Origin of the sequence: Methylotenera sp., assembly GCF_029945535.1 — a bacterium.
Classification (GTDB): domain Bacteria; phylum Pseudomonadota; class Gammaproteobacteria; order Burkholderiales; family Methylophilaceae; genus Methylotenera.
Genome location: NZ_JAQSCU010000010.1, coordinates 133,290 through 158,926, shown reverse-complemented (window position 1 = coordinate 158,926; position 25,637 = coordinate 133,290). Strand labels below are relative to the sequence as shown.

The following is a 25,637-nucleotide window of genomic DNA, read 5'->3' as shown; positions in this document are numbered from 1 at the left end:
TTAAAGGAGAGAAATATGAAAAGCAAGATCGCAATTGTGACAGGTGCATCATCAGGAATCGGTGAGGCTACAGCAGAGTTACTAGCAAATTCTGGTTATAAGGTTTACGGAACGAGTCGTAAGGGCGCACAAGGCGCCCAACGCCCATACAAGATGATTGCGCTGGATGTAAATAGCGAAGAATCTATAGAAGCAGCATTAAAAGAAGTCATCCAAATTGAAGGTCGTATTGATCTAGTGGTTAATAACGCTGGCTTCGGTGTAGCACCAGGTGGCGCTGAAGAAAGTTCAATTGAACAAACCAAAATGATTTTTGATACGAATTTTTTTGGCATTGTCCGCATGACGCGCGCTGTAGTACCTTATATGAGAAAGCAGGGCGAAGGTCGCATCATCAACATCGGCTCGATTCTTGGGCTGATACCGGCACCTTATATGGCAACTTATGCGGCTACTAAGCATGCAGTAGAGGGATTTTCTGAATCGCTAGATCATGAACTGCGAACAAGGGGCATCCGTGTTTCAGTGGTTGAGCCTGGTTATACCAATACGAAATTTGAAGCCAACACCCTAGAAGTCGACGCCAAAATAGAAGAGTACAACTTAGCGCGGAAAGCACTTGCTAAATTAATAAAAGTCGCTGTTGCAGGTGGCGATGATCCAAAAATTGTCGCCAACGTCGTACTGAAAGCCGCCAATGCCAAACATCCTAAACTGCGTTATGCCGCAGGAAAATTAGCATGCCGCTTGAGTTTCCTGAGAAGGTTTGCGCCTGCTGCATTAGTTGATATCGGCATTCGTAAAGAGTTAAAACTTGACTCTCTCGACAAAATAGCTAACCAACCATAAGAGATCACCATGAAATCTTTATCTTTTTATCGACTTTCAATACTCACTTCAATCCTATTTATATTGCTGGCTACCATCTTAATGTTTGCACCAGATAAGATGCTAGCAGGCTGGGGAGTGGAATTAACAATCGCATCAGGGTTACTTGCAAGACGAATAGCAGCGCTTTATACAGGTCTAGCTGTGATGTTTTTCATGGTTAGAAATGCAGAACATTCGACAACCCGTACAGCGCTCATCTACGGAATGATAACGTCCTGCATGATATTGGCAACCCTCGGAGTTTATGAGTTTGCTACAGGGCATGCAACTAGCGGCATATTGTCCGCCGTTTTCATAGAAGTTGTACTAAGCCTACTATTCATGACTGTCTGTTGTTCAGGTGGTAAATCAAATAGCCGAAACAGCAATGCCAAGGGCAGATAGCATTACGATGCAATCATAATGTATTAAATTATTTAAGGATTAAAAATGGACATTCATACTGAAAACAAAGGTGTAGCTTTGGTCACCGGTGCGTCAGCTGGGCTAGGCAGAGTATATGCGGACCGTCTAGCCAAACAAGGATATGACTTAATACTGGTGGCTAGAAGAGGTGACAGACTAAAAGAAATTACGGAATCGTTACAGGCTAAATATGGCATCAAAGCTAAAAGTCTAGTGGCTGATTTATCTAATCCTAATGACTTGAGGAACGTTGTAGATGTGCTTTCTACGGATACTACAATTTCTATGCTTGTGAATAATGCAGGTATTGCAACATTAGCGCCGCTAATAGGCACAGAAAAAGCGAATGTAGATGCGATGAATGACATCAATGTCACTGCATTAATCGAGCTCTGTTATGCTGCCTTACCGAAATTCAAAGCAAGAAATAGAGGAACCATTATCAATATTGGTTCTGTGCTTTCTTTCTACACGCTACCCATTAGCAGTGTTTATAGCGGTACTAAAGGTTATGTCATGAATTTCACTCGCGGCTTACAAGCAGAAGTTGAAGGCAGCAATGTTTTTGTACAATTGGTACTGCCTGCTTCTACTGCAACGGAACTTTGGGATTTAGCAGGCATACCGCTTAAAAATCTGAATGAAAGTACGTTGATGTCTGCCGAAAATTGTGTAGATGCGGCGCTTGCTGGACTGGATCAAAAAGAGTTGATTACATTGCCATCTGTAGAAGATAAGGCACTTTGGGAAGCTTACGATGATGCGCGCAAAAAACTTTTTGCCGCAACCCAAAATGGTGAACCTGCATCTCGCTATCAATTAGCTTCTTAAATAGAAATAACCCTACAAGGAAAACCAACATGTTATTTGAACCCTTATCTCTGCGTACTACTACGCTCAACAATCGTGTCGTGATGGCACCGCTCACCCGCAGCCGAGCTGTTGACAACAACACGCCAAACAGCCTGATGGCTGAGTATTACGCGCAGCGTGCAACAGCTGGTCTCATCATCACCGAAGGCACTTCGCCATCACCGAATGGTTTGGGTTACGCACGCATTCCAGGGCTCTTCAATGAGGCTCAGGTGCAGGGCTGGAAGCTAGTGACAGACGCCGTGCACGCCAAGGGTGGCAAGATCGCCGTGCAACTGATGCACACTGGGCGCGTCACCCATGTGGCAAATCTGCCGGCAGGTGCCGAAGTACTTGGCCCTTCTTCTGAAACATGCCCTGGCGAGATGAGGACGGATGCCCAGGGTAGCCAGCCGCATACAGCGCCACGCGCGATGAATGCCGATGACATCAAGACGGTAATCCAAGAGTATGCGACTGCAGCACGCCTCGCCATCGAAGCCGGTTTTGATGGGGTAGAATTGCATGCTGCCAACGGTTACCTGCTCGAACAGTTCTTGAATGCCAACGTCAACCACCGAACTGATGGATATGGTGGTAGCGGCGAAGGACGCAACCGGCTGGTACTGGAAGTTGCTCGTGCTGCCGCGCAGGAGATAGGCGCCGAACGCATCGGCATCCGCTTGTCGCCCCACGGCGTGGTCAACAGCACTGGTGCGTTCCCCGGTGTTGACGAACAGTACGTGGCGCTGGTGAAAGAGCTCTCCGCACTGGGGCTCATGTACGTCCACGTTCTTGATCATTCAGCCATGGGTGCTCCGCCAGTTCCGACAAAGCTCAAGGCTGATTTGCGCGACGCATTCAGCGGACCGTTCATACAGGCGGGCGGATTTGACGGCGCCAGTGCAGAGCAAGCGCTGACCGAAGGTCACGCGGACTTAATCTCCATTGGCCGGCCTTTCATCGCGAATCCTGATTTGGTCGAGCGCATACGCCAAAACGCGCCATTAAACGCCCCCGAACCAAGCACGTTCTATACGCCGGGCGCACAAGGCTATACCGACTACTCAACACTAGCAGCAGGTTAAATTGATGAAACTAATCGACAGAAAACCTAGGATAAAATAATGAAAGCACTTATCTTAAAGCGTTATGGTAAATCCGATCAGCTCGCGTTTGCCGATATCCCCCAACCTACGATCAAGCCGGACGAAATGCTCGTTCAGGTTCTTGCCGCTGGCCTGAATCCGATAGACTACGTGATTCCAAAAGGAATGTTCAAGCCCATCCTTAAGCTTAAGCTACCAGCTACGATGGGCAGCGACTTGGCGGGTATCGTAGTGGAGGTGGGAAGTCGCGTCACGCGTTTCAAACCGGGCGATGCCGTTTATGCCAGCATCTTCGACCTAGGCACGGGTGCGCTTGCTGAATTTGCTGTTGTGCCCGAGAGCGCCGCTGCGATCAAACCAGTAAATCTGAACTTTGTACAAGCAGCTTCAATCCCTATGGTAGGACTCACCTCGTGGCAAGCACTTAAACGAGCACATCTCAAGCCAGGCCAAAAGGTATTCATCTCTGCCGGCTCTGGGGGTATAGGCACGTTCGCAATCCAGCTCGCCAAATATCTCGGTGCAAAGGTGGGGACGACTACCAGTACAGCTAATGTGAACCTAGCCGAACGACTCGGTGCCGATGAGGTGGTTGATTACAAGAAGCAGGAGTTCGAGAAAGTACTGCATGGATACGATGTGGTGCTTGGCACCATCAAGGGTGATGTGATAGAGAAATCTCTTGGTATTTTGAACCCTAAGAGCATTATCGTCTCACTCATTGGCCCCCTAGACGCGGCGTTCGCTCGCGCCAGAGGCATGAACTTTCTCATGGCATTCGTATTCGGGTTGATGAGTGCTAAGATTATTCGCCAAGCAAAAAAGCGCGATATCGAATATTCATTCCTATTTGTACATCCTGATGGTCAACAGCTCTCAGAGATCGGTAAGCTGCTCGATGCAGGACATATCCAACCAGTCATCGATAAAGTATTTCCGTTCGAACAAGCAAAGGAAGCGCTTGCCTATCTCGAAGAGGGTCGGGCTAAAGGTAAGGTCGTGGTGAGGATTACTTGATTATTAGTAATTACTGACTATTGTAGATGGCAGAAAAAGGCCCGCCCAACTTACGTTGCGCGGGCTTTTGTCAGGCTTAACTTTTATTACATTGTACTAACTAAAACCTAGCTAATTAAACTATTCATACGTTTAACAAAGCTTGCAGGGTCATTCAGCGTTCCACCTTCAGCTAACAGAGCTTGATCAAACAACACAAAAGCTAAATCGCTAAATATCGCCTCTGCTGTTTCCGCTTCAAGACGTTTAACCAATTTATGCGCTGGGTTGATTTCCAAGATAGGCTTAGCGTCTGGCGTATTTTGTCCTGCCGCTTTTAACATACGCGCTAAGTTACCTGACAAATCATTGGCATCACTCACCAAACATGCTGGTGAATCAGTTAAGCGGTGTGTCACGCGCACATCTTTCACTTGATCACCTAGTGAGTTTTTAATTTTCTCAACCAAGGTTTTAGCTTCTTCTTCAATTTTCTTTTGAATCTCTTTTTCAGTATCAGATTCAAGTTTGCCTAAATCTAAATCACCCTTAGCAATTGACTGTAGTTTCTTACCCTCAAATTCAGTCAGACTGCCAAGTAGCCACTCGTCCACACGGTCAGACATTAGTAATACTTCAATGCCTTTTTTGCGGAAAATCTCTAAATGCGGGCTATGTTGCGCTGCGGCAAAGCTTTCTGCGGTAATGTAATAAATCACATCTTGCTCAGGCTGCATACGTGCAATGTAGTCTTTTAATGAAACTTCTTGCACATCAGTATCAGCTTTGGTTGAAGCAAATCTTAACAAGCCAGCAATTTTGTCTTTATTAACAAAATCTTCACCTGGGCCTTCTTTCAATACACGGCCGAACTCAGCGTAAAACTTCTTGTAGTCTTCTGGCTTATTTTCAGCCATGTCTTCAAGCACGCCCAAGATTTTTTTAGTCGAACCTGCTTTAATCGCATCAACATCGCGGCTAGATTGCAAAATCTCACGTGAAACGTTCAATGGCAAATCAGAGGTATCAATCACACCACGTACAAAACGCAAGTACTGCGGCATCAACTTCTCTGCATCTTCCATAATGAATACACGTTTCACATACAACTTGATGCCATGACGACGGTCGCGGTCGTATAAGTCAAACGGTGCTTTGCCTGGAACATAAAGCAGTGAAATATATTCTTGCTTACCTTCTACGCGGCTGTGCGTATAGGCCAGTGGATTCTCAAAGTCATGAGAAACGTGTTTGTAGAACTCTTGATATTCTTCTTCGGTAATATCGTTTTTACTGCGCGCCCATAATGCTGATGCTTTGTTCACCGTTTCATCTTCATCGGTTGCCACTTCAGCACCGTCTTTCCACTCGGATTTTTTCATCACGATAGGTAAAGTAATATGGTCTGAATACTTGCGAATAATGGTTTTGAGTTTCCAGTCACTGAGGAACTCGTCTTCGCCTTCACGTAGGTGTAAAACAATTTCAGTACCGCGAGTAGTTTTATCAGCATCTTCCAATGTGAAATCGCCCTCACCTGCTGACTCCCAACGCACCGCAGTTGTAGCGCCAGCACGACGAGTAGTTAATGTGACTTTATCCGCAATAATAAAAGCTGAATAAAAGCCCACACCAAACTGACCAATCAAATTCGCGTCTTTAGCTTGGTCACCAGAAAGCGCATTAAAAAATTCTTTAGTGCCAGATTTCGCAATTGTACCAATGTTAGCAATCACCTCATCTCGGCTCATACCAATACCATTATCGTTAATGGTCACTGTGCGTGCTTCTTTATCGAATGCAATGCGAATCTTTAACTCACTATCGCCTTCATAAAGACCACCATTACTCACAGCTTCAAAACGCAATTTATCTGCCGCATCCGATGCGTTAGAAATCAACTCACGCAACACAATTTCTTTGTTACTGTATAGCGAGTGAATCATCAATTGAAGCAGTTGTTTCACTTCTGCCTGAAAGGCCATGGATTCTTTTGGATGAATTTCTTTTTGTGCGGTCTCTGCGGACATAGATTTAGCTCCTTACTTATTTGTATCGAAATTGGGTATTAAAAACAGTAATCTTTTAATGGGGATAACATTACAATTTTCAAGCGAGCTATTTTCAGATATTGCACTTGCATAAGATGTATTAATATCAACCGAGCAAATAGTAATGGCGCTAAACTTTTTTAAAATTGACCGACGGATATTCTAAATACCCACGTTTAAGCATGAAAGAACTGGAAAAACTGCATGAATGAACTCGACCCTGATGCCGAACTATTGCCGCGTATTGCGCGTGGCGATCAATCGGCTATTCGGGAGATGGTTGCTAAAAAGCTTTCTCGGTTGTTAGCACTGGGAATGCGCATGCTCAATGACCGTGGTGAAGCTGAAGATGTCGCGCAAGAAACTTTTCTTCGTGTATGGAAACAAGCTGAAAATTGGCAGTCTGGTGGCGCTAAGTTTGACACTTGGTTACATAAAGTCGCGCTTAATTTATGTTACGACAGGTTACGCTCTCGCAAAGACTATACTGACAAAGATTACAGCGATGAGGATGCGCCAGAACTGATAGACCCAGCGCTAATCCCTGAGCAGCGTTTAGACAAATCGCAGCAAGGTGACGTGATTAGTGCAGCACTGGCGATCTTACCTAACCGACAGCGGGAGGCTTTGGTGTTGCAATATTATCAAGAGCTTTCAAATATAGAAGCAGCAGATTTAATGGGCGTAAGCGTGGATGCATTGGAAAGTTTGCTATCTCGCGCCAGGCGCAATATGCGAGCATTGCTTGCAGAACAAGGAGTACACAAAGCATGAATATAGAACAGTTTATCAAGCTAACTGACGCCTATGGCGCAACGATTAAACATTGGCCTGAAATTTACCAGCACCAGGCTCAGGAACTGATTGCACTCAATTTACCCGAAGTGAATGAAGCGCTGGAAAAAGCACGTTTGTTGGATGAAATGTTTAGCAGCCATACGTTAGCACCAGCTGAACGCACGCTGTTTGATAGCATTGTCGCCAGTGCCCCAAAAGCCGACATCTCACGAGTAAAGCAAACCTTATGGCAGCAATGGAATATCAAAAGCTGGCTTGGTGTTTCTGGCTTTATTGGCACAGGGTTGGCTGGCGCATTAGCTGGTGCTTTTTTTGTATCAATTTGGACTTCAGGCATGTTGCCTGAAAGCATTGATGGCGTAAGTGAATCATCTGGCGCAATGGCGCAGTACGTGGATGTTGGACAGGAGTGGTCTTAAATTATGACTGGTTTTAGAATGAATAAAATTGAAAGTAAATGGCTACAAAGCAAGTGGCTAATAATAGCCTCGCTACTGTTGAATCTTTTTCTAATAGGTAGCATTGCTGGCGGCGCTTACAAGCTATTTGTAAATAATCAAACTAGCAAAGTGGGGCAAAATGCTTTGCGCTTTGCCGCAGAAAACTTGAGCCTAGAGCAGCAGCGACAGTTCAAAAAGACTTTGCGCCAAGCAAGACGTGAAGCAAAACCGCTGTTGGCAACAGCGAACGAGGCGCGCACAGAAGTGCGCAAATTAATTGCGGCTCCAAGCTTTGATAGACAAGCCGTAGAAGTTGTACTCGCCAAAACGCGTGAAGCTGATAGGGCTGTGCGCATGAAGATTGAAGTCACCATGCTGAACTATGCCGAAACACTTTCTGCAGAAGATAGGCAAAAGTTTGCAGATGGGTTAGCTAAAAAGGGACCTTTACGCGAACCACCTATCATGATGCTTAAAGATAATTAATACTGAAGATATCTGGGAATAAAAAGAGCATGGACAACGCCTCTAACATGAGCCCCGCTGCGATTGCGGTGAACCGCTTTGGTTTAGGCGCACGTGCCGATGATATCGTGCCGAATGAGCCTAAAAAGTGGCTGCTAGATCAATTCATCCAATATCAAGCCAAGCCAGCCAGCTTGGCAAATCAAGCTAGCACGGCGAGTTTGATTGCGGAATACGGCCAACAGCAACAAGAGATGCGTAAAGCCGATGATGCTGAAAAAAAGGAAATGAAACGCACCCTTAGGCTTGAAGTGAAAGATACCTATCAAGATGCGGTGAGTGCGCGAGCTGCGGCAGCGCTTACCAGCAGCACGCCTTTTATGGAGCGTTTAGTGCATTTTTGGGCGAATCATTTTGCAGTTTCTATTGAAAAACCAGCAATTGCAGATTTAGCAGGTGCTTTTGAGTTTGAGGCGATTCGTCCGAATATATTAGGGAATTTTAAAGATCTACTCTTTGCTGTAGAACAACATCCAGCCATGCTGTTATATTTAGACCAAGCAAAATCTATAGGTCCTAACAGTAAGGCTGGCAGTCGTTCAGCTGAAAAACAGCCTGATAAAAAACGCGGCTTAAACGAAAATCTGGCACGCGAAATTTTGGAACTACACACGCTGGGCGTGGGTAGCGGCTATACACAAGCTGACGTCACGGAGTTTGCACGTGCACTGACAGGTTGTAGCATTGCAGGCATGGGCAAAGATAAAGCTGTCAGCGCTGATAAGAATGGCTTTGTATTTCGCCCACAATTGCATGAGCCAGGCGAACGCAACATGATGGGTAAGACTTATAGCCAATCTGGCAAAGCACAAGCAGAAGCCATTTTGACTGATTTAGCGCATTCACAAGCGACTGCAACGCACCTAGCCACCAAGCTGGCACGACATTTTGTCAACGATACACCGCCAGAAAGTTTAGTGAATAAATTAACCCAAGTCTATATGACCAGCAATGGCGACCTTAGCAAGGTTTACCGTGCACTAATTGACGCGCCTGAATCTTGGCTGGCAGCCCCAGCAAAATTCAAAACCCCTTGGGAATGGCTAATCTCATCGCTGAGAGGTTTAGGGCGACAAAATTTAGACAATATCAAAATCGCGCAGATTTTAAATCAGTTAGGTCAACAAACTTGGAAACCCGGTTCCCCCGCAGGCTTTGATGACATTGCTGCCACATGGGCTGCGCCAAACGCGCTTCTCAGGCGAGTAGAACTAGCGCAACGTTTAGTCGCACCTTTGGGCGATAAATTAGATGCTCGCGTATTAGCGGACAAAGTGCTTTTGGGTGCCGTCAGCGATCAAACAAAAACTGCCATTAGCCGTTCAGAAAGTGCCTCTACTGGTTTAGCACTCCTGTTAGTTTCACCTGAATTTCTAAGGAGATAGCCATGAACAATATGGCTAACAATATGAACCGTCGTGATTTTCTCCGTATGCTTTCAGCTGGCGCCGGCGTGCTGCTAGCATCGCCTTACATCAGCTTTGCCTCAGCAGAAACTGACCGCCGTTTTATATTTATCATCCAGCGTGGTGCTGCTGATGGCTTGAACACCGTGATTCCATACGCCGACCCGGCCTATGCAAAACTGCGTGGCGCGTTGGCAATTGATGTTTCACAAGCCACGAAATTAGATGGCATGTTTGCACTGCATCCATCGCTGGCTGAAACCGCTAAATTATATGCCAACAAACAGGCACTGTTTGTACATGCGGTTGCCTCGCCCTACCGCAGCCGCTCTCACTTTGATGGTCAAAACGTATTAGAAACCTTTGGTACAACGGCCTATCAAATCAAAGATGGCTGGATGAATCGTCTGCTCACGCTGTTGCCATCGGCCCAGAATGAAGCTATTGCTTTTGCCGCCACAGTACCCATGGCTTTGCGCGGCAAAATAGAAGTGGCATCTTATGCGCCTTCTGCACTACCGCAAGCTTCTGATGATTTATTGATGCGTGTTAATCAGTTGTATGCAGAAGATGCACAGCTACACAGCTTATGGTCAGCGGCAATGGAAGCCAATAATATGGCGGATGATGTCAGTGCCAAACAAGACCCAGCGAGCTTTGGCAAGCTGGCAGCTTCATTTTTAGCCAAAGCAGATGGGCCTCGCGTCGCTATGATAGAAACTGGTGGTTGGGATACGCATACAGCGCAAGAAGGCAGACTTGCGCGACAACTAAAATCGCTAGATAGCATGATAGCGGCGATACGCGATGGTTTAGGGCCAGTCTGGCAAAAAACAACAATTGTCGTCGCAACTGAATTCGGCCGCACAGCAGCAACTAATGGCACTGGTGGAACAGACCACGGTACAGGCTCTACCGCCATGATACTTGGTGGTGATGTTAACGGCGGCAGAGTGCTTGCAGACTGGCCAGGATTAAGCAACAGTGCGCTTTATGAAGGTCGAGACCTTAAACCAACCACTAATCTAGCGACCCTAATCGCCTCAATTAGCAGTGCGAGTTTTAAGTTAGATCCTACACAAGTGAACAAAGTACTTTTTGCAGAGGCTAATAAAACTAAGACGATAGAAGGTTTGCTGCGTACTTCATAACACAAACCTTCTACCCGAATCGAACATGGTTATTGAATCAATTGACTAAATTAAATGGCTGAGACTTTCTGGGCCAAAAACTTCACGATGGATTTTAGTAGGACTTATGCCTAACTCTAAAAGCGTTTTCCACTGGTCATCCATAAAGGCTTGAGGGCCGCAGATATAAAACTCGGCTTCATTACTTTCTGCTTGAAATAAGTTTGCCTGAGAAGCTGGCGACAATACATCTGATAAGTTCATCTTACCTATCGTCACACCGTCTTCTTTTTCATGGCACTCGTTTAGATACAAAGCATGATGCAGATACGGCATAGCCACTTTTGCTAAATTGACATCTTGCCAATGCGATAAATGCTGCTTAGATCTAGCCGCATGTGCAAACAACACAGGCCGATTTGGATTTTCGTCAGCGAGGCTATTGAGCATTGAAATCATCGGCGTGAAACCAACCCCAGCTGAAATCAAACCAATTGGATGACTTGCTAAAATATCTGGCGTGAAATTTCCATAAGGATGGCTCACGTCCAGAATATCCCCAATATGCACATGCTGATGCAGCCAATTTGAAACTTTACCTTCCGGCCTAAATTCATCGCCCTTTTCACACTTAACTGAAATGCGTAAACTATTTTTACTTGGCGCATCAGATAAACTATATTGGCGTAATTGTCTGAGTTGTAAATCATCTAAATACGTTGCGACAGATACGTACTGTCCTGGCTTAAAATTGGGCAGTGCTTGATGATCTGCAGGCTGCAATGTAAAGGAAACAATATCCGCACCTTGTTGCACTTTATCGACAACTATTAACTTCATCCAGCTATCTGCCTCAAAACCTGCCGTTTGGTAAAGGCGCGCTTCTGCCGCAATTAACTCGCCAGCCAGCAACCAATAAGCCTCGTCCCACGCAGCAATTAAATTCGTTGTAGCGGCATCGCCCAATACTTCTTTAATTGCACCTAACAAGTAGCGTCCAACAATTGGATAATGTGAGGGTTTAATGCCAATCGAAGCATGCTTATGCACAATGCGCTCAATCACAGGTGCTAAGGCAGCTGCGTTTTCAATATTTGCGGCGTAAGCAAAAACTGCTGAAGCTAATGACTGTTGTTGTGAGCCGTTGGCTTGATTACCCAAGTTGAATAGATTTTTCAACTCAGGATGCGCAGTGAGCATGTTTTTATAAAAGACCGTAGTAATGGCTAGACCATGCTCACGTAGCACAGGAACACTGGCATCAATATAAGGTTTTGCATTTGCAGATAACATTACTTCTCCTAAAAGTTGCATATAACATGCAACATATTATGTAAAAAAATACACTCGCTTGAGTGTGGAATAAAAAATTAGCGTGCGTAACGACTAAATCTATATTTATAACTTTAGGCCTATGCAGCCTTGTCTTGTAATAACACCTGATAACGCTGGTGCATACTAATCACGGCAGACTGCGTTTTATGATTCACAACATCAGCCAATGAAAACGTATTCATATGCTCATAAAAAGCCTTTAAACCTACATCTAAAATCTCTTTTAGATGGCACTGCCCTTTTAACGCGCAAGGTGGTTTGGCACAATCAATCAAGGCGGTAGCATTCTCTAATTCTTGCAATACATCTCCCAGTTTTAACAGATTGGCTTGCATGCCCAGACGCAAACCACCATTTCTTCCGCGTGTAGCTGAGACCCAACCCAATTTATTTAAGCGCGTCACCACTTTAATCAAATGATTACGCGGAACGCTAAACTGCTCCGCGATTTCATTAATTGTCACAGGCAACATGCGGTCTTCCTGCGTCAGATACATTAGTACGCGCAAACTTAAATCTGTAAATTTTGTTAATTGCATTCGTGCATATTACATATGTTGCATATAAAATGCAACATATGTACATCTATAAAAGTTAAACTTGATTGCCGCTTGCCTTAATTTGCTCTAGGGCGCTCTTGCGCGTCATGTTTTTCTTGATAGATTTCTTTACTCGCCGCATGTTGATCTTGATGCAACTCTTGGCGCTCATCCTTAGTCAAGTTACCATCCGACTTAAACGCACGCTCTTCTTGACGAATACTTCTTTGATCACCACGTAAATCTTTTACCTCACCTCTGGTCAACTCACCTGATTTAACGCCCTGCGCAATGCGTCTATCTTGATTGTGTTGATGCTTATTCACATTAGGATCTCTAACACCAGCCATTGAAGAGGTTGCGAAAGTAGCTGAAACTGCTATAGCCATAATAGAAAGTAATAGTTTGTTCATATGATTGCTCCTGTGTTTAATTTGCTTATATTTAATGTTAAGTGCTGAACATTCCGAACTATGTGATTGAGTTCTAATGTAATCATTAAACGTAAAAGCGATAAGCAATCCGTCGCAACTATTTGAAAATATTTAGGCTAGCTGCCTGTGCTATATGGAAAATTAAACACCGTAAACTGCCGATGCAAGTTACTGCTACTTGACCACAGGTGGCAACAAACGTTTGTACTCTTCTGTAACAGCGGCATAACACTCACAAACTCGCTCTTCAAGCTTAGGGCGATTTAGCACTGCAATACGTCCACGTGTACATTTAATTATTCCATCTTTTTGTAACTTACCTACCGTATCGGTTACAGATTCCCTACGCACGCCTAGTAGTTTGGAAATCAAAAATTGTGTGATTACAATTTCATTTTCATGCAATCTATCAATACTCATCAATAACCAACGGCAAAGCTGCTGATCAAGAGAGTGATGTTGATTGCACACAGCAGTCTGAGATGTCTGTGCGATTAAGGCTTGCGTGTAAAGTAGAGCAATTTTTTGAAGTTGGCCACCAAGAGCAAACTCTTCTTTCAAAAGCTTTCGACTTAGCCGGTAAGCATGGCCTGCACATTGAACCTCTGTGCTACTAGGCATACTGTCACCGCCCATATAGATAGATATACCAATCATCCCTTCATTGCCAACAATTGCTATTTCACTTGAAGATCCGTCCTCAAGATCGTATATGAGTGAAACGATGCCACTAATTGGAAAGTGAATAAACTTAACATGATCCCCAGCCTCAGCAAGCTTCCATCCAAGCGGCATTTCCACTAACTCTAGCTCAGGTGCAATCCGCTCAAAATCTGGCTTATTCAGGGCTGCAAGTATGTTATTTTGCTTAGGGCTAAGAGGTATAATTGATTTTGCCATGTGTGAATTTTTAATTTACGTAACCAAATTGAGTAAATTTACAAACAATTAATTTATGCATAATTGAAGCAAGGCTTAGGTCAGACTTATAAAAAAGCATTTGTAGCGACTTTGTATGAATTACAAACGCTGATTATCATACGAAATATGATAATTATCAACAGCTTACTATTTTACAGACCTGCGATAGAATATTACGTAAATTGGCGGAGGAGGCGGGATTCGAACCCGCGACAGAGTTGCCCCTGTGCCACCTTTCCAGGGTGGTGCCTTCAACCGCTCAGCCACTCATCCGAATTTTGATACTTGATTTACATACTTGGAAACCGAAGCATTATATCGCACGGAGCCTAATCATACCAATGCAAATCGCGCGAGTCTTAAGTATGTCTATCATAAAGAAAAAGCCTCTAATCAAATGAATAGAGGCTTAACGTTGTTTATTGAATAAATCTATTTAAAGCAGTAAATTTATTAATCCGCTTACTAATCCACCCATTAATCTACAGTGAGCTTATTTTTAGTCAGCAAATCTTGAATCACCGCTTGATCGTTCGCGAAACTGGTAATCAAGTCTACATTAAGCAGCGTGATAGTTTGTACGTCGTTTGCTGCATTGAAGCCACCAGCAAACTCACCTGTTGCGCTGACATGAACAACGGTATCAGCACCTGCTTTTTCAAAGTGCAAGTAGCTGGCAAGATTACCGATGCCTGAAGCATGGTTTTCACCTACCAGCAAATCACGTAAATCCAGTACATCGCCGCCTGAAGCCTTACTTGCTACATCAAAATCTGTCACGATGTCGATTGCCGGATTGCCTTTAACGCCTGCATCAGCTAATGCCCATACAAAGGTATCTGCACCTAACCCACCGGACATTGTGTCAAATCCTGCGCCACCGATTAAGGTGTCATCGCCATCGCCACCTAATAAATCGTCTTTGCCGCCACCGCCAATTAATATGTCATCACCCTCACGACCTAGTATCACGTCTGGACCAGCTACCCCTATCAGGGTGTCTGCACCTGTCGTGCCGATAGTGACATTGGCTCTATCTACATCAAAAGTCACTGTGGCTGCCGCTTGATCGCCGTCTTTATCAACAATCACGTAGTCAAAATGCTCGGCTATTGCATTTGATAATACCGCTGGCGCTTGATATTGATAGGTACCTTCATCCATATCGACCATAAAGTGACCACCTGAGCTTAATGTCACGGTGAGCTGTCTAGTAACTGTGTCAAAATGCATTAAGCCATTGGTCGCATTGCTAACAGTATCGGTTACTGGGTCAAAAGCATAGGTTACGCTTTCGACCGTAATTGATTTTACATAACCGCCATCAGCCCCTACGCCGCTATGCGCTGCTAACAAACCACCTGATAACAATTGACCTGGGAAAGCGTTAACGGTGCTGGCAAGTACGCCATCTAGCTGCCCCATCTCCGTTACTACTACGCCATTTACATCTTGTCGAGCTTGTCCGTCGTATGCAATTGGATTCAAATACGAGACGTCTGTAAGACCAGCGCCCATACCAATTGCGTATGATTTAATCTGATTCACTTTAAGAAAGTCTTTCCAAATAGCTTCTTCTGCTACTTGAATGCCGTTATCAGGGCCTACGCTTGAACCTACGTTAGATAATGTTGTATTGCTGCCATCTGCTCTGTTTGGATTACCATCAGAAAAGAAATAGCTAATATTTTGTGCGCCACTAATTTTTCCTGGATCAGTAAAGGCAGTCATTGCATTGGCAATTGCGCCATCGTAGTTAGTAGTGCCGCCGGTCGTTAAAATACCATCGAGTATAGTTTTTGCTGCACTTAACGTGACCCACTCAGTGCCTTGAGTTTCTGCATTGCTTGAGAAAGTGACCAAGCGTACGCGTACTTCGCCAAAACCATCATAAATATCCATCAAACGTTCGATAGAATTCACTGCGCTTTGCAAGCGAGTTTCGGCATTAATACCACTGACATCATTCATAGAGTTTGAAGTGTCTAAAGTAATGAGTAGATTGGTGTCTATCATCGCAAAAGAATCTGATTTATTGATTGCGACTGGTGAATCATCTTCGATACCCACTGTGAGTGTGCTAGTTGCTGAGGTTACGCCATCCGCAACAGTCACGCCAAAGTTAATGGTTTTCACATCTTCAACATTTACACCACTATGATCCACTGGAGCCAATAATTTAAAGGCATAATGTCCTGAATTATCGACACTCACTGTTGCGACTGCATGTGTACCAGCCATGGCTGTTAATTGTTGCGTACCACTTCCTAACCAAGTCACCGCCACACCGCCAGAAGTCAACACCTCACTAGGTTGTGACAACGTAATCGTTAAGTTACCAGCGGCATTGCTAATTTGCAAATTACCTTCAATCGAACTGGCATTGGTAGTATCTGGGTTGCCTGTAGTATCTTGCAAGCCACCTGCTAAGCCTTCTTCAGACACGTTGACTGATACCGAAGCGACTTCAACATTATGAATAGCAGCAGCGATATTTAAACTGACCGTTGCTGTATTAAATCCACCATTTCCATCAGCCACAGTGTAAGTGAATGAAGCAGGGCCGTTGTAATGAGCGGTAGGCGTGAAAACCACTTGACCATTCACAATGGCAACCGTGCCATGCTCACCCGCTTGCACGCTGCTAATAGTGAGCGTATCACCATCAACATCTTTGTCGTTAGCCAGTAATGTCGCAAAATTAATGGCTAATGGAGTATCTTCATTGCCAGTAATGCCACTATCATTGGTTGCTTCTGGCAGGTTGTTTACAAATGGTTTAACAAAAGTAATGGTAGAGGCTGCATAGTCGCCATCGCCATCCACCAATTTAAATGTAATCACATCATTTGGCTGGTTTGCTGAGCCATTTGCAGGGGTGTAACTGTAAATGCCATTATCCATGTCCACCGTGAATTTACCGCCAACACTTGTGGTAACAGTTAATACGTGCGTTGTTGCGTTATAGGTATATGTCGATGCACCACCTACTTGTGTAATAGCACCAGTATTTGCGTTAAATGAATAGGTTTCATTACCTACTTTGATTGATTCAACATAACCACCATCCGCGCCAAAGCCATATGCGCCAGTGATTAGCTGGCCATTGACCTCTTTAATCGAGCTAACTAAAACACCATCTAGTTGATTAAAGTCGTTCACTAATAGGCCACTCATGTCAGTTTGCGCTTGGCCATTGTATGCCACGGGATCTAGATAAGCTGGGTTAGCAATGCCTGAGCCGATGCCTAATGCATAGGACTTCACATGGTTAGCACTTAAAAAGTCTTTCCAAGCTTGCTCTTCACTGACTTGAATACCTGTATCAGCACCAGACTGATCATAGCCTGTACCATTGACCGCTGGAGTTCCTGGGCTTTGACCTGCTGGCGTCAATTCATCCGTAGTGCCTGAGCCATATGTAGGGGCGCCATCTGAAAAGAAATAACTCACATTTTGCGCATTAGTGAGCTTGCCTGGGTCTGCAAAAGCAGTTGCTGCATCGCCCAAAGCTTCATCATAATTTGTTCCACCTGTCGCTATGATGTCATTGAGTAACAATTTAGCCGCAGCTACGGTTACCCACTCGTTAGCAAGCGCAGAAGCATTGGTAGAGAATGTCACCAATCTCACCATCACGTTGCTTGTAGTATCGTATTGATCTAACAGCTTAACGATAGACTGAGTGGCTGTAAGTAAACGCGTTTGCCCATTAATACCGTCGGTTGTTGCCATACTGCCTGATGTATCCAGCACAATCATGACATTGACGTTAGTAGATTCAACTAAATCGACCTGTTGAGCCAAGGCGCTAGGCGCATCATCTTCAACTGTTACCGTAATAGTGCCTAAAGTTGATGATGTGCCATCAGAAGCTTTTACACCAAACTGCAGGTTTAACACATCCTCTGATGTCATATCAGGATGGTCTAGCGTACCTGTTAGTGTAAAGTTATAGTGACCACTGTCATTGATAGTCAACGTAGCAACAGTGACAGCGCCTGCCGTTCCCACCAAAGTGTTCGTCCCTGCCCCGCTCCATGAAACCAAAGTACCATGCGAGCTATATTGCTCCGTAGGTGCAACAAGCGTCACAGCTAAAGTTGCTGAGTCTGCATCTGACACAGCAACAGAGCCTGTCACTACCGTGACATTTGTCGTGTCAGTTGGATTACCCACAGCATCAACAATACCGTTAACAAGACCTTCTTCTGACACAGTAACCGAGGAGTTTCCAACCACAGGCGCATCATCTACAGGAGAAATATTCAAGTTAACGGTAGCGGTATCAACACCGCCGTTGCCATCTGAAATAGTATAAGTAAATGAAGCTGGGCCGTTGTAATTAGCGTCTGGTGTGAACACTACCTGACCGCTGACAATCGCAACCGTGCCATGCACGCCCGCTTGCACGCTGGTGATGCTGAGTTTGTCGCCATCAATATCGATATCATTTGCAAGTAAAGTTGCAAAGTTAATGGCAAGAGATGTATCTTCCTTACCTGTAATAACGCCATCATTAATAGCATCTGGCGCATCATTTTCTGGGTTGATATTCAGGCTGACTGTCGCCGTGTCAGTGCCGCCTTTACCATCTGAAATGGTGTAAGTAAATGAAGCTGGGCCGTTGTAATTAGCGTCTGGTGTGAAAACCACTTGACCACTCACAATAGCAACCGTGCCGTGCACGCCTGCTTGCACACTAGTAACAGTGAGCTTGTCACCGTTTGCATCTGTATCATTCGCCAATAATGTAGCCATAGTGATGACAAACGCACGGTCTTCTTGGCCTGTCACGCTATCATTTACCGCATTTGGTGCCGTGTTGTCTTTTGGAATAGTCAAACAAACTGTAGCAGTATCGCTACTTGCATTTCCGCAACCACCTTTGCCATCGCTGATGGTATAAGTAAATGTAGCTGGACCACTGTAGCCTGCATCTGGCGTAAATACTACTTTGCCGTTAACTAAGGCAACTGTACCGTGAGTGGCACATTGTACTGAGGTAATTGTCAACTTGTCGCCATCTACATCTTGGTCGTTAGCCAAAAGTGTTGCTGGATCAATAGTCACCTTGCCTAGAGCCGTCACAGCGATGTTGTCATTCACAGCATCTGGGCGATCATTCACAGGGCTAATCGATAGGTTGACTGTAGCTGTGCTAGTACCACCATTTCCATCTGAAACGGTATAGGTAAATGACGCGGGACCATTATAGTTAGCGATTGGCGTAAATGTCACAGTGCCATTAACCAACGATACCGTGCCATTCAAAGCACCTTGCACACTCGTAAGGGTTAATTTATCGTGATCTTTATCACTATCGTTACTTAATAAGTTAGCAACTGAAATAACTACCGGCTTATCTTCACAGCCAGAAAAACAATCATTTTTTGCAACGGGAGCAACATTAGGTTCATAACAATTATACTTATAACCAACACAAGGGTTATAGCCACAACCGTAATAATAACTATAAAAAATGCTCATGATATTTCGCTCTCGCCATAAAAATTAAGGTTTATTTATGGTCGAATAATACCGACAAAGCACCGCTCTCACACCTACCCAAATGGGTGGCTAAATTAAAAAACACTATTAAAATCAATAATTAATGATCAAACCAAGGAGTCATTTATCAATTGTTTACAATTAAAAAGGCCATGCAAAAGCATGGCCTTTTTAAGACTTAAAACACTAAGTAAAACTAATCAGTAATTAGTTTTTGTTTGGCAAGTAAATCAGCAATAATTGCTTGATCGTTCGCAAAACCTGTCACTAAATCTACATTAGTTAGGGTGATAGTTTGAACATCTTTTGCTGCACTAAAGCCTGCCACATACTCACCATTTGAACTTACATGAACAATAGTGTCACTTCCCAACTTTTCAAAATGTAAGTAACTTGCCAAATTACCTACACCAACAGCATGATTTTCACTGGTGAGTAGATCACGTAAGTCTAGCGCATCGCCACCAGACGAAACCGCCGCTACATTAAAGTCAGTCACAGTATCGCTAGCTGGCGCACCTTTGACTCCTTTATCGGCAAGCTCCCATTTGAAAGTATCAGATTCAGAATCAGCCCCACCAATACCACCAGTGAGGATGTCATTACCTGCGCCACCGATAATAATATCTTTTCCTGCACCTCCAATAATAGTGTCAGCGCCTGCTCCGCCGTAAATAACATCATCACCTGCGTTACCTTGTAGGTTGTCATTACCGTCGCCACCATATATTTGGTCATTGCCTAAGCCACCTGTAATAGTGTCATTACCTGCATCACCATAAAGCTGATCGTCGCCTGCTCCGCCATCTATGGTGTCATCACCATCGCCGCCTTTAACAATATCACTACCTGCGCCGGCGTTGATGATGTCATTTCCAGCAAAACCAGCAATCGCATCATTAGCATTAGTGCCTGTGATTGTTTCTGCACCCGCTGTACCCTGAATCTCATTGGTCACCACATGCAAATCTAAAGTGGCTGATGACGTGCTGCCCTGAGTATCGGTAATGGTATAGCTGATAATTTCATCAGCTATATTGGTAGCTGTAGTATTTAAAACAACAGGATTAAAGGTAATACCATCAATGAGCACCGATGCATTACTATTTGGCTCAATACGTATGCTACCAATATTGCTCCAGTTAGCTGGCAACGCAACTAAACCCTCTGTTCCAATGGCTACTTGACCCAATAAATTACCTAAAATATCATACACACTCACAGCAACTGCTGAACCTGCCGCCAAATTACTGCCAGCCGCATTAATGTTAAGCGTTACATTTTGAACACCTTGTGCATAGTTAGCTCGGTTGAAGTTAATAATAAGTGTTTCTAAGTTATCTACTCGGTTATTGGCATTACCACCCGTAATACCTACACCTGTATCTGTGTAGTCAATATTTGCAGCACTCGCAATGTTTAAATTGCTGCCTCTTGCTGCACCTAATATAGTCAAACCTCCTGCAGCAACTAAAGCAGCTGTATTAAAACTTGTAGTGACTAAAGCAAGTTGAGCTGGTGCAGTAGTCTGTGTTGATGGCGGGGTATATTTATAATAGCCGTCACCTTGAAAAACCAGAGTGTTCGTTGCATCAGTTGAGCTAGTCCAGCTCAATTCTTTAGCGGCATTAATCGTATACGTACCACCAGCTAAAGTGCCTGAACTTGGCGTTGTTAAATTAAACGTTACGCCTTTAAAGGTAATCGACGTCACTGCGGCATTATCAACAGCATTATCTGCGCCAGCCCCTGCACTAAATACTGTTACAGATTGGTTAATACCATCAGTACTTACGCCACTAACAACATTGCCATCAAAGAATGTATTTTTTGGCAACAAAGTATCATGGTCATCATAAGCACGTGGTTTACCATCAATAATCTTAATAGTCTCAACAGCTGTAGCTGTATCTCCATCGTTATCAATCACCTTGTAAATAATATCAAACTGGTCTCCACTCGCAGCAGCACCTTGAGTGTAATACACATATTCGCCAGAACTAAAGGTGAATTTAAGAGTACCTTTCACAAAGCCCAATGCCGCATTTAACGTGATTGAATCACCAGCTACCGTTACTGTGGTATGTGTACCAGTTAGATAGAAATTGTCATAAGTGATCTGATTTGTCGTGGCATTATAGGTAAAGCGCACGACTGTATCTGGCACTGTGCCGGCATCATTGCTATCAAGCAACATATCGATGTATTCAATATGTCCGCCATCCGCCCCAAAATCAGCAAATGAAGTAGCTGTTTTTGAACCGATACTACCACCAAACGAGACTGGAATAGTTGCAGTTAACGCTGCTGACAAGCCATTTAAGTCGTTCACCAAAATAGCTGAGTCTTTAACATTATTACCATCAGCATCTACGTTATGAATACCATCGAGTGGTACAGTATTATTAATGCCACCACCAATACCAATCGCATATGATTTAACTGATGGGTTAGCGGCTAAGAACGCTGTATAACCTGATGTATTTGCTGGGTTAACTGTATCTTGTTCGGTAGGTACACCATCCGAGATAAAGTATCCAATATTTGACTTAGCAGTATCAACAGTACCAAACATACTCACCATAGTGGTCAAACCATCTTGATAATCGGTACCACTGGCTAGGTTTGCCAATCCATTAATCGCCGCAATTGCCGCAGCTTTAGTGGTGTAAACAATGTTATCTGTCTGTGCTGTTGAAGAAAATACACCAAACTTAACAGATACAGATGCTGACTCGTCAAAGTATCGACTCACCAAATCAACCATAGCCTGCTTAGCGACGGCTAATCGAGTAGAAATTGCCACATTACCGTTGGCATCGACAACGCGCACTCCACCACCAGAATTCGTAGCAGACATACTGCCAGAAACATCAAGCATCAAGACTAAATTATAGTTAGTCACGTTAGTCGATTGTGGGACTTCAATCGTACCGTTTACTGCAGTTGGTACGTCATCTTTGATTGAAACGACTAAGTTAGCCGTGCCACCTGTACGTGTATAGGTAAATGTCTCCACAAACTCAGTGTTTGTTGCACCAGTTTGAGTGTCGTTATCAACCTTGTTGTTAAGCGTGTAAGAGTAAGTACCATTGTTACCTGTCGCATAATCAACTACCAAAGTACCATAGTTAGTCACGATAGTATGCACAGTGCCAACAGCCGTATTGCTAATAATTGTGGTGTTAGCTCCTGCCGCTACAGCAGTAATTGCACCAGATAATGGGCCTGGGGCAGCTGAGTCATTTGTAAACAAAGTCCCTGATGTCACTTTAACGCCGCCGCCTGTACCATCAGCTAAAGCAGACTCATTCACTGTAGCCAGATCGTCGTGGCTATTAAAAGCCTGCAAGTTAACTGTAGCCACACTTGTTTGACCATCTTGATCTGTCAAAGTATAAGTAAATGAACCTGTACCTGTCGCAGCCGGTGAGTATGTGTAAGTTTGCGTAGCAGCGTTATACGTTAATCCCGTTGGCAATCCGCCTGTAGCAGTCAATGTTGCATTATCAAGCAAACTATCATTCGCCAGCAATTGCGCGCGCGTGAATGTAATCGTCTGACCGACTAAAGCTTGGAACGAGTCATTTACCGCAACTGGAGGGCCATCATCAACAGGTGTAACAACGATCGTTTCCGTTGCTGTTGCAGCAGATACTCCACCGTTGTTATCAACCGCGTTAAAATTCAAGCTAGTCGTGCCATTCCAATCTGCAGCTGGTTTAAAGTAGAAGTTCAAAGCATTACCTGTTGCTGGATAATTAGTACCTATAACAGCTAATATTGTTAATGCAGCGTCAGTGTAAAGTGCCCCATTCACAGGCAAGGTCGTTAATACAAAGCTTGCAACGGTGCCATCAACATCCGTCCCTTGCAGCTGAACAGTGATTGATGCGCTATCTTCTGGAGCCGTGTTAGTACTCCCAACCGCCACTGGAACATCATTCACTGGATTCACAGTAATGATTGTTGCATGTGATATAGCTTCCGCTTGACCATCATTCACCGTTACGGCGATATAACGCTCATTACCTGCACCACCTACTGGATTTTCAGAAGTGTTCACAAAAGTAATTGCTTTAATCGCAGTTTGGTATGCGCTAAGAGTCGCATGGCCCGTTAATGTGATGATATTACCAACGACAGAAGCCGTAATACCGGATGGTAGACTTCCAACTGCCAACGCATCGCCAGCAAAGGCATTTGTTAGATTGATGGTCGCTGACTCCATAAAGGTATCATCCACGTCTGTAATGGTCATACCAGCTGCAGCAATTGCAATCGGCGTTCCATTTTCAGTGAAACTAACCACGTAATCGCCTTCATCTAATGGCGCACTCGGATTCAAATCTAAGATCGGTCTATCGTTAGTACCTGTAACAGTGACATCTAAGTTTGCACTACCAGTTAAGCCTGCCGTATCTTTCAGTGTGTAAGTAAAGATGTCATGCGCTACTTGACCCTGAGTCAGGGTTTGCGTATCAACGTCAGCATTATTCAAGGTATAAGTGTAAGTACCATCAGCCTTAATCGTCAAACTACCATAAGTGCCAACAACTACCGTATCAGTCACGTTGATAACAACACCATTCACCAATGTAACCGTTTTAGTATCACCAGAGTCTGGGTCGGTATCGTTAGTGAGTACGTTGCCTGTCCCTGTTGGCGTACCAGCAAATGCATCGAGCGCATTGTTTTGTAACACACCAACGTTATTACCTGATTCGGTGACGCTCGCTGAATCAACGTTTGCTGTTGGAGCGTCGTTCACTGCAGTAATATTTAGAGTAACGTTAAGATTCGCTTGCTCATTAGTTGCAGTGCCAGTTAAGCCTGGGTCTATACCAGTGTTACCGTTATCGTTAATGTTAACTGCTAAAGTAACAGTGCCGTTAGCATTAAGCGCTGTTGTGTAGCTAACACCCGAACCTGTGCTTACAAAGGTGTTAATCGACGCCAATGTACCTGTTAATGTGAGTGCCGTAGATGTACCTCCCACGACAACACCACTACCTGAAATAGCCGTGAGGCTGCCTGCTGGAACAGTAAGCGTAACGGTAATGCTACCTCCTCCTGCATCCACATCACCGAAGCTCAAACCAGTTAACTTAGTCGCAACATCTTCCGTTACAGCAATGCTTGCTGCTGAAGTGATTGTTGGCGTATCGTTCACGGCCGTCACGTTAATGGTGACGGTGTTCGCGCTTTGGTCGGTGTTTTGACCACCGTTAGCAGTGCCGCCATTGTCAACTACTTGGAAGGTGAAATTAGCATAAGCAGCACCGTTAGCGTTGGCTGCCGGTGTAAAAATTAAAGTGCCTAAGCTACCTGCTGGAATAATCGCACCTACCAATACTGGGCTTCCGCCTAGAGTTAAAGTACCGTTAGTTGGCAGCGTAGTAATAATGACAGATTGCAACGCATTGGCTGGTGTGTCATTTGTATCTGTAAATCCAAAATCTGCCGCTGCAAAGGTATATGTATTATCTTCATTAATGGTAACTGCTTTATCTACTCCTGCAGGCGCATCGTTCACCGCTGTAATTGTAATCGTGCTTGTATCAACATCAGATAATGGGCCACCTGTTCCTGTGTTGCCGTTGTCGTTAGTCGTCATCGTTAATGTGACATTACCGTTAGCATCAGCAACAGGCACGTAAGTTGGCTGGTTAGCAACCGTCGCCAAGTAAGCATTGATATTAGCGACTGTACCTGTTAATTGTAGGCTACCTGTGCCTGAACCAGTGATAGTCACACCGCCTGCAGTCGCAGCAGTTAATATACCAGTTGGAACTGATAACGTTACAGTGACATTATTTCCACCAGCGTCTACATCGGCGATTGATAAACCAACAAGTTTCACTGAAGTATCTTCATTTGTCGTAAAGGTCGCCGGCAATGTATTTACTGGTGCATCATCAACCGCTGTGATTGTAATCACCGCATTTGCGGGTGCAACTGAAACCAAACCTAAGTTATCAGTCACTGTGAATGGAATTGTCACGGTACCATTAAAATTAAGTGTTGGTACAAATTTCAAACCCGCCGCTTGAGCTGGAGTTAAATTCATAGCAGTTGTCACAGGTGTTACACCATCAGCTAAATACAACACGCCCTGCAATGCGGTTGGCAATGTGCTCACTTTAACCGTAGCAATCGTACCGTCAACGTCTGTGCCTGTTAAATTAACAGCGATAGTTGGCGTATCTTCGCCTGCTGTAACGGCATAGGCCGTAGCCACTGGCGCGTCGTTCACCGGCGTCACTGGGTTGATCGTGACGGTCGCTGGGCTCG

17 protein-coding genes and 1 tRNA gene are annotated in these 25,637 nt (G+C 44.5%); 10 read left to right on the top strand and 8 right to left on the bottom strand.

The features are described 5' to 3' along the window. Positions 1-15: 15 nt before the first annotated feature. The 5 genes from PSU72_RS03770 to PSU72_RS03750 are packed head-to-tail and all read left to right on the top strand — an operon-like array spanning position 16 to position 4,274. The gene (locus PSU72_RS03770; RefSeq protein WP_300430803.1) at positions 16-849 is read left to right on the top strand and encodes an oxidoreductase; all 834 of its coding nucleotides are present in this window, start codon (positions 16-18) and stop codon (positions 847-849) included. 9 nt (positions 850-858) lie between these two features. Then, the gene (locus PSU72_RS03765; RefSeq protein WP_300430801.1) at positions 859-1,275 is read left to right on the top strand and encodes a hypothetical protein; all 417 of its coding nucleotides are present in this window, start codon (positions 859-861) and stop codon (positions 1,273-1,275) included. Positions 1,276-1,320: 45 nt separating this feature from the next. Beyond that, complete coding sequence (locus PSU72_RS03760; protein ID WP_300430799.1) at positions 1,321-2,127, top strand: SDR family oxidoreductase; 807 nt, start codon at positions 1,321-1,323, stop codon at positions 2,125-2,127. Between the two features lie 29 nt (positions 2,128-2,156). Continuing rightward, positions 2,157-3,236, top strand: a complete 1,080-nt coding sequence (locus PSU72_RS03755; RefSeq protein WP_300430797.1) for an alkene reductase — start codon at positions 2,157-2,159, stop codon at positions 3,234-3,236. A gap of 39 nt (positions 3,237-3,275) precedes the next feature. Next, positions 3,276-4,274 (top strand): NADP-dependent oxidoreductase, encoded by a 999-nt coding sequence (locus tag PSU72_RS03750; protein WP_300430795.1) that lies wholly within the window; start codon positions 3,276-3,278, stop codon positions 4,272-4,274. A gap of 107 nt (positions 4,275-4,381) precedes the next feature. On the opposite strand, the gene htpG is transcribed toward PSU72_RS03750, so the two are convergent. After that, positions 4,382-6,283, bottom strand: coding sequence for a molecular chaperone HtpG (gene htpG / locus PSU72_RS03745; protein ID WP_300430793.1), 1,902 nt, complete (start codon positions 6,281-6,283; stop codon positions 4,382-4,384). Between the two features lie 225 nt (positions 6,284-6,508). On the opposite strand from htpG, the gene PSU72_RS03740 reads away from it, so the two are divergent. The 5 genes from PSU72_RS03740 to PSU72_RS03720 are packed head-to-tail and all read left to right on the top strand — an operon-like array spanning position 6,509 to position 10,624. Beyond that, the gene (locus PSU72_RS03740; protein WP_300430791.1) at positions 6,509-7,078 is read left to right on the top strand and encodes an RNA polymerase sigma factor; all 570 of its coding nucleotides are present in this window, start codon (positions 6,509-6,511) and stop codon (positions 7,076-7,078) included. Further along, complete coding sequence (locus tag PSU72_RS03735) at positions 7,075-7,521, top strand: hypothetical protein (RefSeq protein ID WP_300430789.1); 447 nt, start codon at positions 7,075-7,077, stop codon at positions 7,519-7,521. Before PSU72_RS03740 ends, PSU72_RS03735 begins: the two co-directional genes overlap by 4 nt. 3 nt (positions 7,522-7,524) lie before the next feature. Then, positions 7,525-8,028 (top strand): periplasmic heavy metal sensor, encoded by a 504-nt coding sequence (locus tag PSU72_RS03730; RefSeq protein WP_300430787.1) that lies wholly within the window; start codon positions 7,525-7,527, stop codon positions 8,026-8,028. Between the two features lie 29 nt (positions 8,029-8,057). Beyond that, positions 8,058-9,452 (top strand): DUF1800 domain-containing protein, encoded by a 1,395-nt coding sequence (locus PSU72_RS03725; RefSeq protein WP_300430785.1) that lies wholly within the window; start codon positions 8,058-8,060, stop codon positions 9,450-9,452. 2 nt (positions 9,453-9,454) lie between these two features. Further along, entirely contained in the window at positions 9,455-10,624 is a 1,170-nt protein-coding gene (locus PSU72_RS03720) for a DUF1501 domain-containing protein (protein WP_300430783.1), read from the top strand. 45 nt (positions 10,625-10,669) lie between these two features. Here the strand turns inward: PSU72_RS03720 and PSU72_RS03715 are convergent, their stop codons facing one another. The 7 genes from PSU72_RS03715 to PSU72_RS03685 form a co-directional block, all read right to left on the bottom strand. Beyond that, the gene (locus PSU72_RS03715) at positions 10,670-11,896 is read right to left on the bottom strand and encodes a globin domain-containing protein (protein WP_300430781.1); all 1,227 of its coding nucleotides are present in this window, start codon (positions 11,894-11,896) and stop codon (positions 10,670-10,672) included. A 119-nt stretch (positions 11,897-12,015) separates the two neighbouring features. Next, on the bottom strand, positions 12,016-12,477 hold the full coding sequence (locus PSU72_RS03710) for an Rrf2 family transcriptional regulator (RefSeq protein WP_300430779.1): 462 nt from the start codon (positions 12,475-12,477) through the stop codon (positions 12,016-12,018). Between the two features lie 77 nt (positions 12,478-12,554). After that, positions 12,555-12,890 carry a hypothetical protein gene (locus PSU72_RS03705; RefSeq protein WP_300430778.1) on the bottom strand — a complete coding sequence of 112 codons (336 nt, stop codon included), beginning with the start codon at positions 12,888-12,890 and terminating at the stop codon, positions 12,555-12,557. A gap of 195 nt (positions 12,891-13,085) precedes the next feature. Continuing rightward, positions 13,086-13,811, bottom strand: a complete 726-nt coding sequence (locus tag PSU72_RS03700; protein ID WP_300430776.1) for a Crp/Fnr family transcriptional regulator — start codon at positions 13,809-13,811, stop codon at positions 13,086-13,088. A 204-nt stretch (positions 13,812-14,015) separates the two neighbouring features. Beyond that, positions 14,016-14,105, bottom strand: a tRNA-Ser gene (locus tag PSU72_RS03695). 204 nt (positions 14,106-14,309) lie between these two features. Continuing rightward, positions 14,310-19,322 carry a cadherin-like domain-containing protein gene (locus tag PSU72_RS03690; protein ID WP_300430774.1) on the bottom strand — a complete coding sequence of 1,671 codons (5,013 nt, stop codon included), beginning with the start codon at positions 19,320-19,322 and terminating at the stop codon, positions 14,310-14,312. Positions 19,323-19,539: 217 nt separating this feature from the next. Beyond that, positions 19,540-25,617, bottom strand: coding sequence for an Ig-like domain-containing protein (locus tag PSU72_RS03685; RefSeq protein ID WP_300431598.1), 6,078 nt, complete (start codon positions 25,615-25,617; stop codon positions 19,540-19,542). Positions 25,618-25,637: the final 20 nt, after the last annotated feature.

Excerpts from the sequence above, each read along its gene's own strand:
- PSU72_RS03690 (WP_300430774.1), bottom strand. The coding sequence starts at position 19,322 with ATGAGCATTTTTTATAGTTATTATTACGGTTGTGGCTATAACCCTTGT.
- PSU72_RS03770 (WP_300430803.1), top strand. The coding sequence starts at position 16 with ATGAAAAGCAAGATCGCAATTGTGACAGGTGCATCATCAGGAATCGGT.
- PSU72_RS03710 (WP_300430779.1), bottom strand. The coding sequence starts at position 12,477 with ATGCAATTAACAAAATTTACAGATTTAAGTTTGCGCGTACTAATGTAT.
- htpG (WP_300430793.1), bottom strand. The coding sequence starts at position 6,283 with ATGTCCGCAGAGACCGCACAAAAAGAAATTCATCCAAAAGAATCCATG.
- PSU72_RS03755 (WP_300430797.1), top strand. The coding sequence starts at position 2,157 with ATGTTATTTGAACCCTTATCTCTGCGTACTACTACGCTCAACAATCGT.
- PSU72_RS03705 (WP_300430778.1), bottom strand. The coding sequence starts at position 12,890 with ATGAACAAACTATTACTTTCTATTATGGCTATAGCAGTTTCAGCTACT.
- PSU72_RS03750 (WP_300430795.1), top strand. The coding sequence starts at position 3,276 with ATGAAAGCACTTATCTTAAAGCGTTATGGTAAATCCGATCAGCTCGCG.
- PSU72_RS03735 (WP_300430789.1), top strand. The coding sequence starts at position 7,075 with ATGAATATAGAACAGTTTATCAAGCTAACTGACGCCTATGGCGCAACG.
- PSU72_RS03715 (WP_300430781.1), bottom strand. The coding sequence starts at position 11,896 with ATGTTATCTGCAAATGCAAAACCTTATATTGATGCCAGTGTTCCTGTG.
- PSU72_RS03765 (WP_300430801.1), top strand. The coding sequence starts at position 859 with ATGAAATCTTTATCTTTTTATCGACTTTCAATACTCACTTCAATCCTA.
- PSU72_RS03725 (WP_300430785.1), top strand. The coding sequence starts at position 8,058 with ATGGACAACGCCTCTAACATGAGCCCCGCTGCGATTGCGGTGAACCGC.
- PSU72_RS03730 (WP_300430787.1), top strand. The coding sequence starts at position 7,525 with ATGACTGGTTTTAGAATGAATAAAATTGAAAGTAAATGGCTACAAAGC.
- PSU72_RS03760 (WP_300430799.1), top strand. The coding sequence starts at position 1,321 with ATGGACATTCATACTGAAAACAAAGGTGTAGCTTTGGTCACCGGTGCG.
- PSU72_RS03700 (WP_300430776.1), bottom strand. The coding sequence starts at position 13,811 with ATGGCAAAATCAATTATACCTCTTAGCCCTAAGCAAAATAACATACTT.
- PSU72_RS03720 (WP_300430783.1), top strand. The coding sequence starts at position 9,455 with ATGAACAATATGGCTAACAATATGAACCGTCGTGATTTTCTCCGTATG.
- PSU72_RS03740 (WP_300430791.1), top strand. The coding sequence starts at position 6,509 with ATGAATGAACTCGACCCTGATGCCGAACTATTGCCGCGTATTGCGCGT.